Source organism: Frankia sp. CcI49 (genome assembly GCF_001983215.1).
GTDB lineage: Bacteria > Actinomycetota > Actinomycetes > Frankiales > Frankiaceae > Parafrankia > Parafrankia irregularis.
The window spans coordinates 1-12,246 of record NZ_MOWP01000012.1 but is presented as its reverse complement, the minus strand read 5'-3'; the positions used below and the strand labels follow the sequence as shown (position 1 = coordinate 12,246).

10 protein-coding genes are annotated in these 12,246 nt (G+C 64.9%); 9 read left to right on the top strand and 1 reads right to left on the bottom strand.

The features are described 5' to 3' along the window. The first annotated feature begins 153 nt into the window (after positions 1-153). Together CcI49_RS11455 and CcI49_RS11445 are read left to right on the top strand one after the other, a co-directional pair. Positions 154-1,038, top strand: coding sequence for an IclR family transcriptional regulator (locus CcI49_RS11455; RefSeq protein WP_083749455.1), 885 nt, complete (start codon positions 154-156; stop codon positions 1,036-1,038). A gap of 1,195 nt (positions 1,039-2,233) precedes the next feature. Further along, positions 2,234-2,818 carry a malonic semialdehyde reductase gene (locus CcI49_RS11445; protein WP_241840009.1) on the top strand — a complete coding sequence of 195 codons (585 nt, stop codon included), beginning with the start codon at positions 2,234-2,236 and terminating at the stop codon, positions 2,816-2,818. Positions 2,819-3,613: 795 nt separating this feature from the next. Here the strand turns inward: CcI49_RS11445 and CcI49_RS11440 are convergent. Beyond that, on the bottom strand, positions 3,614-4,291 hold the full coding sequence (locus CcI49_RS11440; protein ID WP_158230751.1) for a TetR/AcrR family transcriptional regulator: 678 nt from the start codon (positions 4,289-4,291) through the stop codon (positions 3,614-3,616). Between the two features lie 135 nt (positions 4,292-4,426). Here CcI49_RS11440 and CcI49_RS11435 point away from each other — a divergent pair, with 135 nt between their 5' ends. The 7 genes from CcI49_RS11435 to CcI49_RS11405 all read left to right on the top strand — a co-directional run bounded on the left by CcI49_RS11435 (position 4,427) and on the right by CcI49_RS11405 (position 12,109). Further along, complete coding sequence (locus CcI49_RS11435) at positions 4,427-6,910, top strand: CoA transferase (protein ID WP_131831061.1); 2,484 nt, start codon at positions 4,427-4,429, stop codon at positions 6,908-6,910. Between the two features lie 98 nt (positions 6,911-7,008). Continuing rightward, positions 7,009-7,926, top strand: coding sequence for a nitronate monooxygenase (locus CcI49_RS11430; protein WP_083749454.1), 918 nt, complete (start codon positions 7,009-7,011; stop codon positions 7,924-7,926). A gap of 354 nt (positions 7,927-8,280) precedes the next feature. After that, on the top strand, positions 8,281-8,739 hold the full coding sequence (locus CcI49_RS11425) for a flavin reductase family protein (protein WP_076826296.1): 459 nt from the start codon (positions 8,281-8,283) through the stop codon (positions 8,737-8,739). Positions 8,740-9,023: 284 nt separating this feature from the next. Next, positions 9,024-9,392, top strand: a complete 369-nt coding sequence (locus CcI49_RS11420) for a hypothetical protein (RefSeq protein ID WP_158230750.1) — start codon at positions 9,024-9,026, stop codon at positions 9,390-9,392. A 232-nt stretch (positions 9,393-9,624) separates the two neighbouring features. Beyond that, the gene (locus CcI49_RS11415; protein WP_076826294.1) at positions 9,625-10,371 is read left to right on the top strand and encodes a CoA transferase subunit A; all 747 of its coding nucleotides are present in this window, start codon (positions 9,625-9,627) and stop codon (positions 10,369-10,371) included. After that, complete coding sequence (locus CcI49_RS11410) at positions 10,368-11,009, top strand: 3-oxoacid CoA-transferase subunit B (protein WP_076826292.1); 642 nt, start codon at positions 10,368-10,370, stop codon at positions 11,007-11,009. Before CcI49_RS11415 ends, CcI49_RS11410 begins: the two co-directional genes overlap by 4 nt. 149 nt (positions 11,010-11,158) lie before the next feature. Continuing rightward, the gene (locus CcI49_RS11405; protein WP_076826290.1) at positions 11,159-12,109 is read left to right on the top strand and encodes a CoA ester lyase; all 951 of its coding nucleotides are present in this window, start codon (positions 11,159-11,161) and stop codon (positions 12,107-12,109) included. Positions 12,110-12,246: the final 137 nt, after the last annotated feature.

Below are 12,246 nucleotides of genomic sequence, written 5' to 3'. Positions count from 1 at the left end.
GCAAAGGCAGGATTCGGCCGCTGAGGGGATCGCTGGATGCCAGCCTTCCAGCGGATCTGAGACGTCGATGCGAAGGCTCGCTGAGAAATCCCCCGATCGAGCGGACGTCGAATCCTCGGAAAGATCGAACGGTGCAGATGGTGGGTGTTTATCATGACAAATTTAGCTCGCGCGACTATTATCCTTGACGCGTTGGCCGACTCGACTCGACCTATGACGCTCAGTGAATTGACGGTGCGCACGGATCTTCCGAGATCGACCGTCCACCGGGTGATCCAGGGCCTCGAGCGCAATCTCTATGTGCTGAGGGTCGCGGACCGCCCCGGTTACGTTCTCGGCCCTGGAGCCCTGAAATTTGGGCTGAATGGGCATCTCCGGTTGCTGGCTGCGAACCGCCGCCGAATGACGGCGCTTGCGCGCGAGGTCAATGAGGGCGTCGGGCTCGCGGTGTTCAGTGGCCGAGAGGCTGTTCTCGTCGACGAGGTTTTCTCACCCGCGAGGCCGTCGGAGCTGGCGAGCAAAGTCGGTAGGAGCGCGGCCCTTCACGCGACGGCGACCGGACGTGCGCTCATCGCTCAGATGTCGGACGAGGAGATGCCGCGGATCCTGCAGGGCAAGGCGGTCCGCTATACGGAGTGGACGGTGACCGACGAGGAACAATTGGCGAATCTGCTCGACGATACGCGGCAGTCGGGGATCGCGACCTGCGTCGAGGAGCATGATGTTGGTGTCGGCGCGGTTGCAACAGCTCTGACCGGATCGGTAGGTATCCTTCAAACGATCTGCGTCGTACTGCCGATTCAACGACTGCGCGCCAAGAGCGAACTTGTGATAGGTGCCCTGCGACGCGTGAATCCGGATGTGGATGTCGACTTGGCGGTGCGGCAACTACAGACGAGGTTGACGCGCACGACAGCGGCGGCGGCGGGCGCACGCCGAGCATGTGGCGGGAGCGGCTGGACTGCCTCCGGCCAGCATCGGCTCGCGGGTTCGGCCACGACGAGCAATGGCGCGGCACGCCCACGGTTCGACTGGTAGGCCGGTTGGCTGAACAGAATGGTCAGGGCGGAGGGCGGTTGTCTCGTGCGGGCGGGCTTGGCGACGGGCCGCTCACCGCCAGGTGTGGGTTGTCACGCGCGCCGCGAAAGTGATCGTGGGCGGCTTGCCGATGCGTCGCTCGACGGCGAGATAGTGGCGTTCCCGGCGCCGCGAAGGCCTGGAGGGCGTCGGTGGTGACCGGGCATGGCGACACCGGAGGCATGGCACCTGACGGCCGCAGTGAGGACGAAGAGAGAGGTGGGCGGTCACCGTCGAGCCGGACCCGGGCGCGCATGGAGGCGGTGTCGGTGCCGGTGCCGGCCACCCATGCGGGCAGGAGGCAGAGGCGGTCGGCTGTCAACTGGCGATCGACGGCAGGGCCAGCTTCTTCAGGTCCTCCGAGCCGGACAGCAGGATCGGCTCAGAGCCGCCGTCGTTCTTGGCTCGGTCGGACCGGCGCCCGGCACGGATTGAGGAGACCAGGCCGGAGGCCGGTGCTCCGCCGGGATGCTGCTTCGTCCCGAGCCGCTCGACATTCGCGGACCGGCGGATGCAGACTGCCTGACCTCTCCTTCGGTAGATATCGAGATCCTCGGGTCGTGGTCGATGGCCCGCGGTTCTGAGTCTGGTGGAGTCGTCCGAAATCAAAGGAACCCAACGTGCCCGCTTGGTCCCACAGACCCGGATAATTGAGTGCGGAAGTCGGCGACGGTGATGCGGCCGGACCTGGACACCCTTCTGTGCCGAATCTGACGCATGCGGGCCGCATATTAGTGCGACCCTGAACAAGTGTCAAGGGATGTCTCAGTGATCGTGTCGAAGTGAATGCGGACCAGGCTCCGTCATCCATGATCGCCGATGGCGGGATCCGGGATGGTCGTGGCGGTCGGCCCTTGATCGATGACAGGTGGTGGCCTGTCGAAAATCTCACTGAACGATCGTGTAGTCTTGAGGTCGGTTGCATCTATTGTCGTTAAAAGATCGGGCGTGATGCCCGGGCGTGTGCTGCGCGTCGTGGCCGTGATGATCACGGTCAAAATGTCGTGAGCCTCCGGAGGTAACGCGCTGGCTGGCTGGACGCCACGCCGGTCAGACCGAGGTTCGACCGATGCGCGTCGCAGCGCGGTCTCAGAACCCTCCGGCGATTGCGCCCGGAGGAGGGATGAACTGCTTGATGGCTGATGAGGGAGTTCCTGTGCCGCTCGACGAAGCGTCGCGACGCCTGTTGTTCACTGAAGCGCGGACTGCCAAGAATTTTGACCCCGAACCCGTCGCTGAAACGACGTTGCGCGAAATTTGGGACCTTGCCAGGTGGCCACCGACTTCAGTCAACACCAATCCACTGAGGGTTCTGTATGTACGCGGCGAGGCGGCTAAGAAGCGGCTGCTACCATATATGGCAAAAAACAATCGCCCAAGCACCGAGTCGGCACCGGTCTCTGCAATCATGTCGGTCGATATGGCATTCTATAATTACATGCCAAAACTTGTCCCTGATCGACCGCACCTTCGGAAAATACTGGCTGACGAGGCTCGTAGTGAGAGTACGGCACGTTTCAGTGGAACACTGCAGATCGGCTATTTTCTGCTTGCCGTGCGCGCCGTAGGCCTGGCCGCCGGACCTCTCGGGGGATTTGATCACGAGGGTGTCGACGCGGAGTTTTTCGCCGATTCCACCTGGCGTTCTCTGCTTGTTATCAACATCGGAAAGCCAGGTCCCGACGCCTGGCGCGAGCGTGGCTCTCGGCTCGACTACGAGGAGGCCGTGCGTTTCGCCTGAGGATAGGCGCGCCCAGAGCTGGCCGACCACTGCTCTCTCGGAAACGGTCCGCTCCGAATAAGGTCCCTTGTCGACGGAACCGGTCGTGAGGTCGAGCGCGCCTCCGGTCATGGCCTCGATGATCAAAAGGGTATCGAGCCCGGGTCGCCCGTCTCAGGCTCGGAGAAGACCCCGGGGAAGCGCACCCATCCGGGGCAGGACGGACCGGGTACATGCACCGATGATGTCCTGCCCCGGAATCCAAGGCGTACGGGGGAGGAGATCCAGGGTGATCGCGCGCGCCTCCGCGTGCTCGCGTGTCCCGGCCACCGGCTGGTCGGACCGCCATGCTGCAGGTACCGGTCCGCGAGAGCGGTGAGATCTTGCCGGTGGATGTCGCCCATGCCGGCGGGGACCTCTCGGCGGGCGGTGCCGGGTCCGAGTCCATTTCGTTCCGGAGGTAGACCTCGGTCGGATCGGGCACGTCCGTCGAGGTCCTCGGCGCTGTCGTCAAGCAGGTTTTCGGCGCTCCCGACGCGGCCGACGTCGTGACGTTCATTGGCGATACCCGAGATGGTCGAGAAGCGCGGTGTCGCGCTTTACGGGAGTACTCGCCATCGGGCTGACGGTGCGCTTCGGCGCTGGCCCGACCAGCTGCGGTCGCCCACTCGAGACGGTCGGCTGCGATGTATTCGTACATGCAGAGTGCGGCCTGGAAGCTCTTCGTGGAGCCGACGGTCGACGGTCGCCCGGGCGACCGTTCTTCACCGATCAGAAGGACGACACCAACTGATTCGTCAGTCAAACCGCCGGTGGTTAGCGGAGTTCGCGTGGAGCGGCGATGCCATTGGGTGAACCGAATTTCTCTGATGACTCACAGTGGTGGCGGAACAGTATGAGTAGCGCGTGGTAACAATTACTGCGTAGCCTCGGATAGTTCTCTCGCCAGTCCGGATCTTGGAGCCACTGCAGCATACCGCCCTCCACGATCGAGCGTGCCTGGCGCACGGCGAGGTCGACGTCAACGACGCGGAATGCGCCGGCCTGGACTCCTACCTTGATCACGGTTGCGTAGGAGCTGTTGATATGGGTACGGAGAAGATCGGTCAGGCCGATGAAGGACGGATGGCGAATCGAATACTGGACTAGATCCATATAGACGAGCTGGAAGTTCCGACTCCTTTGCGGGCTGGTGAAAATGGCTTCGAGGAGCGCGTCTAGCGCCTCCTCCGGGTCGCTAAGCTCCTCGATTTGCTGCTGAATGCGGCGAACGGTGCTTTCCAGGACCCATCTCATGGTTTCGATGAGAAGTTTTTCATGGCTGCCGAAATGGTAGATCAGCAGACTGGGGCTGACGTTTATCTCGCGGGCTATCCCGCGCAGTGAGAGCTGCTGCGAGCCGATCCGCGCAATGGCGTCGTAGGTCGCTCGCACGAGCTTGATCTCGTGTGGGGAGAGAGGCCCGTCCGCGGCTCGTCTCGGTTCGGTCGTCACGGCTGGCAGGATACCTTGTCTGCGGTGCGCAGGCTGGTTGGTTCGCCTGCACGTTGACAGGTCAGGCAGGGTGGACCTACCATCCTGCACAGTTGTTTAGTCCTGGTGATGTGGAGTGACGTGACACCGGGTTGATTGCTGCCGCGAACCAGCGAAGACATCCTGCGGCGGCTGGCGGAGCCAGGCGCCCGGCGGGTGGTCGGGGCGGTCGAGGAGCCGCGCGCGGTAACGCCGCCACTAGAGGGCGTCCTGCGATTAGTCGATGGCGGTCATCCGGTTGGAAGGGATTTCCTGATGGCGGTGCGAGGAACCGGTGTGCTGGACGGAGTGCGGGTCGTCGATTTCGGCCAGTACATCTCGGGTCCGCTCGTGGCTCAATGGCTGGCTGACTTCGGTGCGGATGTAATCCGGGTCGATCCGCCGGGAGGGCCGTTCTGGCGGTCCGAGGCGAACGCGATGCTGCAGCGGGGTAAGCGCAGCATCGTCCTTGACCTCAAAGAATCCCGGAGCCAGGGGATCGCCCGTAGATTGATCGACTCGGCCGACGTGGTGATCGAGAACTTCCGCCCCGGGGTGATGGAGCGTCTGGGCCTCGGTGCTGAAGCGGCGCTCGCCCGCAGTGATCGGCTGATCTACGCCTCGATTCCGGGCTTCGCTTCCGATGACGCTCGAGCCGGTGTGTACGCGAACGAGGGCGTCGTGGCGGCTGCGGCCGGCCTCTACCCGGCCCTTGGCTTCGACCCCGACGGTGAGCCGGTGGTCAACACACTGCCGCTGGCGTCGGTAGCCGGTGCGATGGTGACGGCGAACTCGATCATTGCGGCACTGATCGCCCGTGAACGGACCGGGATGGGGCAGCGGGTCGAGGTTTCCCTCTACGACGCCGCCTACGAGGTCACCCGGCTGTACACGGACAGGCCGCCGGACGGCTTTCGCCCGCCACGCCAGATGGGCAGCGGCAGCCCGGTCCCGATTGCGCGCAGCTATGAGTGCGCCGACGGCAGGTGGGTCAGAGTGACGTGGCTGGAGGGTCATCAGACCGAGGACTTCGCCCGGATGGTAGGCAAGTACGACGAGTGGAATGCCATGGGCATCCTCAACCTCGACCGTCAGACCACGCTGACTGACCCGGAAGTGGGCGGCAGGCTGATGGCGGAGGTTGCTGCCGTCTTCCGTACCGCCCCCGCGGAGTACTGGGAACGTACGGTCGGCCGGATCGCGGACCTGGCGGTGATCCGATCGACGGAGGAATGGCTGCTGTTCGACGAGCAGTCGTTGGCGCTGGAGGGCTCGGTCCGACTGGTCGACCCCGATCTCGGTGTCACCTTCCAGGGAGGCATCCCGGTCACGCTGACCGGCACTCCGGCACGGCCGTCAGCGAGGCATGAGCTGGACGCCGACCGCGACGCGATCATCGAGGAGCTCGACCGGCTGCCCACACCGGAGCCGGCTACGACCGACGCCGTTGTGGGCGGGATCTCGTCCGCGCTGCAAGGCTACCGCGCGGTGGACCTCACGGTGCTGCTGGCAGGCCCGACGGCATGCCGTCTGCTGGCCGAGTACGGCGCCGAGGTGATTCATGTCGGCAATCCGAACTGGAAGGGTATGGACCATTTCCACTACGCGGTCCATACCGGTAAGCGCACGATGCTGCTCGACCTGAAGAAGCCGGGTGCCGATGAGGTGTTTCATAGGCTTGTGGAGAGCGCGGATGTGATCTCGACGAACTTCTCGCAGTCCGTCGCGACCCGCCTAGGTGTAGCCGACAGTGCTGTCCGTGAATATAATCCGAGTGTTGTCTACTCGCGGATCTCTGCCCATGGAACGATTGGTCCACGGGCGGAATATCGCGGGCACGAGGAGATTGGACAGGCAGTCACCGGCGCGCTGACGCGATTCAGCGGGACGCCTGAGGGCAACATGCAGTTCTTCGTTCTCAATGACGAGGGCACCGGCCACGTCGGGGCGTTCGGGATCCTGCTGGCGCTGTACCACAGGTTGCGTACGGGCAAGGGGCAGTTCGTGGGCAGTTCGCTGGCCCAGACCTGCATCGCCTGGCAGGTCCCGTACATGGTCGCGCACAAGGACCGGGACTGGAACGACCCGGGCGGCTTGGACTTCCGCGGCTACGGACCGCTCGAGCGAGTGTACCGGGGTGCTGACGGGCGATGGTTCTTCCTCGCGGTCAGGCCTTCGGCGGGCGCGGCGGCGCTGTCCGGCGTCACAGGTCTGGAGGGGATCGACGAGACGGAACCTGCGTCGCTGCAGGCCGAACTGGCCGGTCGCTTCGCCACCGAACCCGCGCACAGCTGGATCGAGCGGATCAACAAGACCGCGGATGCTGGCGCGGGCCTGCAGGCCACCATGGACGAGATCGTCGACGATCCGTGGAGCAGGAACCATGGGCTTGTCAACGATATGGACTTTCCTGAAGTCGGAGAGGCGATGCTCATCGGCCCCGCCCCCAGACTTTCTCGCACTCCGATGAGGATCGGCAACCCGGTGCGCCCCGCGGGTGCCGATGGCCGCGCGATCCTCGATGACATCGGTCTGGGTGACAAGGCGGCCGAGCTCATCGAACAGGGCGTTGTCGTCGAGGCGCGGAAAGCGGGCGCCTGATGGAGCGGCCGATGAGGTCGGGAAAGCCGGCGGTGAACGCGACCGCCGCCTGGGCGAACCTGACAGGGCGCCTGCGACTACCCCTCATCGTCGCTCCCATGCTCCGCGTATCAGGCCCGGACCTCGTCGTAGGAGCATGTCGGGCTGGTGCGATCGGTGCCTTCCCTACGGCAAACGCGAGGAGCTGCGAGCGGTTGTCCGACTGGCTCGCCCAGATCGGTGAGCGACTCGCGGGGACAGCGGCGGGCCCGGTCTGCCCGAATTTGATCATCCGACAGCCGAAGCTCGACGAACATCTCGAGGTGCTGGTCAGACACCGTGTCGAGATGGTCATCACCAGTGTCGGCTCGCCCGCGGAGGTGATCGAACCCCTGCACGGGGTGGGTGCCGTCGTCCTCGCCGACGTCGCCTCCCTGCGACACGCGGAACGGGCTCTGGATGCGGGTGTGGACGGGCTCGTCCTGCTCGTCGCGGGAGCAGGCGGCCAGACCGGCTGGATGAACCCGTTCGCGTTTGTGCGGGCTGTCCGGTCGTTCTTCGACGGCCCGCTCGTCCTGGGCGGCGGGATCTCCGACGGTGTCTCGTTGCGCGCCGCGCGGGAACTCGGATGCGATCTCGCCTACATGGGCACCCGCTTCATCGCCACGAGGGAGAGCGAGGCGGGCGACAGGTACAAGCAGATGCTCGTCAGTAGTAGCGCCGACGACGTGATCCTCACCCGGGCGTTCACCGGGCTGCCGACCAGCATTCTTCGGCCGGCGGTTGTCGAGGCAGGGCTTGATCCGGCACGGCTCGACGAGGGCGTGAGCGTGGATGCGGCGAGCGGCATCTACGGAGCGGGCGCGGAGGGCTTCGGTCCGAAACGCTGGACCGACCTGTTCTCGGCTGGCCACTCGGTCAGCGGAGTGCGCGACGTCGTCGGCGTCGCGGAGCTGATCGACCGGATCGCCGACGAGTATGCGCCCCAGCGTGTTCCCGCGACCACCACTGGCGAACGCGGAGGCGTGCCCACATGAAATGCGGAGGTCCTGCGTACTTTCCCCGCGGTGACTTCGTGGCGTTCCGCTGTGGCGATTCAGAGCGTCTGCCCGGGTCTTTCGGTCCGCAGCTTGCTCTCAGATTCCGACGAGACCTTCGGTCTGCATTGGGATCGACGGCCAGATCAGCCTTGTCGTGTGATCCTCGCCGCCGATCGTGAGAAGAAAACAGAATCGACATCTCGTATTCGCTGCTGGAAACCATTGGCCGAATCTGGCTCGACTTGAGCCGGGTGCTCTGTATACCGCCCTGCACCGRCCCTACCGTGAAAGGACTCCACGGTGAGTTCATCGAGCGCCTCGTCAGCCCTGCAGACCCGGTTCCGTGAGGTCATGGCCTCGGTATGTACACCGGTGTCGGTGGTGACAACGGTCTCCGCCGGTCTTCCGCATGGCACTACCGTGAGTGCCTTCACTTCGTTGTCCATGGACCCCCCGATGGTGCTGGTTTCGCTGGACCGCAGATCAGATCTGCTCGCACTCGTTCGCGAGACCCGCAGGTTCGGCATCAACGTTCTTGGAAGCACGCAGTTCCAGCTGGCGTTGAACTTTGCGCGCAAAGGAGGGTCTGCGAAGTTCGCCGACGTGCGCTGGCGGAACGAGGGTGAGGTGCCGCGCATCGTCGGTGCGGCGGGCTTCCTGGCCTGCGAGGTGAATCAGCTGGTCGAGGGGGGCGACCATGTCGTGGTCCTCGGTTCCGTCGTCCTCGCTGACGTCGTCGAGGGGTTGCCGCTCACCTACCATGCGCGGGCATTCGGCACCTATACCGCGCTCGCTGACGCCACGCAGTGAGCGCTGCACCGAATCGGTGCCGAGTCGCATGGCTCCATGTCCTCGCTCGCGGTGCATGAACCGAGCACCATCGCGTCTCGACCTGCTGGCAAGCAGCAGGTTCGCGGAGCCCCATCTGCGGGAGCCGTATGGTGCTTCTGGCGGTACGGAGCGTCATTGCTGATTCCGGATTCGGGATACACGGACAGCCGCTGCTCCCTCTGCGTCAGTCTCGGCTGAGACACCCGCTCGGTGCGGGTTGGCTAAAGAGGGCGTGATCGGAGATCCTCGTGTTCATGGAGCCAGTGTCGCAGGAGCGTCCGGGCGGGCCCTCGCCGTCGCGGCGGGTGTTCAGCACGGCGTGCAAGCTGCGGATCGTCGCCGAGTACGACAACTCCCCGCACGGGGAGAAAGGTGCGATCCTGTGCCGGGAGGGTTTGTTCTCCTCGCATGTGGTGGAGTGGACCCGGGCGCGAGACGCAGGGGCGTTGGGTGGATCCGGCGGCGCGGCTCGTTCTCCGGAGAAGAAGCCGGGGAAGTCGGCGGAGCAGATCGAGCTGGAGAAGCTGCGCCGGGAGAACGGACGACTGAAAGCGAAGCTCGCGACGACTGAAGCCGCTCTGGATATCATGGGAAAAGCGCGCGGCGCACGTCGCCTGGCGTGCGGACTGTGAGATCCCAGTTGTCGTTCTAGGGGATCCGACCGGGCCGACCAGCTCGGGCGCCAGCTGCGAACCTGACCAAGTACTGGAGCGGATCACCTTCGCGGATGGCTCCTGGACCGTTACTTTAATTTGAATTAACCTTGCGGTCGCCGGCCGCTGTCAGTAGCCGGCGAAATATCCATGGCCTGCGCCCGAGCTCCGCGGGTGCTGTTATGGCAACGCTGTCGGGAGGTGGCGATCGGTGGACAAGGTGGTGGCGTCTGCGTCGGACGCGGTGGCGGACGTTGGCGATGGGGCGTCGCTGGCTGTCGGCGGGTTCGGCCTGTGTGGGATTCCCGGTGCATTGATTGGCGCGTTGCACGCCGTCGGTGTCTCGGGGCTGCGGACGGTGAGCAACAACTGCGGCGTCGACAGCTGGGGGCTTGGCGTACTGCTGCGCGCGGGGAGGATCGCGCGGACGACGGGTTCTTATGTGGGGGAGAACAAGGAGTTCGAGCGGCAGTTCCTCGCAGGGGAACTGGAGGTGGAGCTGGTGCCCCAGGGAACGCTGGCGGAGCGGCTGCGTGCTGGCGGGGCAGGCATCCCGGCGTTCTACACGCCGGCCGGGGTCGGTACGCAGATCGCTGAGGGTGGGCTGCCGCTGAGGTACGACGGCCGAGGTGGAGTCGCGCTCGCGTCGGAGCCGAAGGAGACCCGGGTCTTCGACGGCGTCGAGTACGTGCTGGAGCGGGCGATCGTCACGGACTTCGCGCTGGTGCACGCGTGGAAGGGCGACCGGCACGGGAACCTGGTGTATCGGGAGAGCGCGGCGAACTTCAACCCGCTGTGCGCGGTCGCGGGGAACGTGACGATCGTCGAGGTCGAGGAGCTGTACGAGCCGGGTGAGCTCGACCCCGCGGAGGTCCACACGCCGGGGATCTTCGTGCAGCGGGTCGTGCACGTGCCGGGAGTCGAGAAGCGGATCGAGAAGAGGACGGTGTCGGCGTGACTCTGTCGCGCGCCGCGCTTGCCGCGCGAGTCGCTCGCGAGCTGGGCGATGGCCAGTACGTCAACCTGGGAATCGGCCTGCCGACGCTGGTTCCGAACTACTTGCCGGCCGAGGTGACGGTCGTGCTGCATTCGGAGAACGGCGTCCTCGGGGTCGGCCCGTACCCGACGGAGGAGAACGTTGATCCGGATCTGATCAATGCCGGGAAGGAGACGGTGACGGTTCTGCCGGGGGCGGCGTTCTTCGACTCGGCGACCTCGTTCTCGATGATCCGCGGTGGGCATGTCGACGTTGCCGTGCTCGGCGCGATGCAGGTCTCCGCCACAGGCGACCTTGCCAATTGGATGATCCCCGGGAAGATGGTGAAGGGGATGGGTGGGGCGATGGATCTTGTCCACGGTGCCCGGACGGTCATTGTGATGATGGAGCATGCCGCGAAGGATGGCAGCCATAAACTCGTCGACACCTGTTCCCTGCCGCTCACCGGCAAGGCCTGCGTCCACCGGGTCATCACAGATCTTGCTGTGATTGACGTCGTCCCGGGCACTGGGTTCGTCCTGCGCGAGCTCGCGTCCGGCGTCACCGTCGATGACGTCCGTGCGGCCACGGGCTCGGAACTCGCGATCGCCATCAGCTGAACAGTGTGGCGAAGGCTGCGACCGTGGCCGCGAATATCAAGATCATCGAGATGGTGCAGCACCATGTAAGAATTTCAGGTTCCTGATCACATGCGTTGATCGGCGACGCATCACTGGATCGCCGACCTGATAGAGGAGCTTTCGGAAGTATGCCGTTGCGTGCTCGCCGGTCGTGTCTTGCAGTCCCGGCTTCCAGTCCGAAGATGTTGGGCAAGGCGCAGGGGCTGCCTGCCGACCAGATCTTCTGTGATCTTGAGGATTCCGTCGCTCCCGGCGCGAAGGAGTCCGCGCGAGGCAATGTCGTCTCGGTCCTGAACGAGGGTGACTGGGCGGGCAGGACCCGGGTCGTCCGGGTCAACGACCTGACGACGAAGTGGACCTATCGCGACGTGGTGACCGTCGTCGAGGGCGCCGGGGCGAACCTGGACTGCGTGATGCTGCCGAAGGTGCAGACCGCGGCGCAGGTGCAGTGGCTGGATCTGTTGTTGACGCAGATCGAGGAGGTGATGGGTTTCGAGATCGGTCGGATCGGTATCGAGGCTCAGATCGAGAACGCGCTGGGTCTGTCGAACGTGAAGGAGATCGCGTTCGCGAGCCCGCGGATCGAGACGATCATCTTCGGGCCGGCGGACTTCATGGCGTCGATCAACATGCCGTCGCTGGTGGTCGGTGCCCTCACGCCGGACTATCCCGGTGACCCGTTCCACTACGTGCTGTTCAAGATTCTCGAGGCGGCGCGGGCGCGCGGGGTGCAGGCGATCGACGGGCCGTTCCTGCAGATCCGCGATGTGGACGCCTTCCGGGGCGTGGCGAAGAAGTCGGCGGCGTTGGGTTATGACGGCAAGTGGGTGCTGCATCCGGGGCAGATCGAGGCGGCGAACGAGATCTACGCGCCCCGGCAGGAGGACTACGATCACGCCGAGCTGATCCTGGACGCGTATGCCTGGTACACGTCGGCGGCCGGTGGTCTGCGCGGTGCGGCGATGCTGGGTGACGAGATGATCGACGAGGCGAGCCGCAAGATGGCGGAGGTGATCGCGGGTAAGGGCCGGGCCGCCGGGATGGCGCGCACGGCCACCTTCGAGCCACCCACCGCCTGACCAGCCCGTTCATCGCCGAGATCAAGGACACCAGGAGCTGCCATGGGCAGGGTTGCGCAGACCGACGGGTTGACGGATGTCCAGGCGGACATCCTGGCCGCGGTGCGGTCGTTCGTGGACAAGGAGATCCTTCCGTA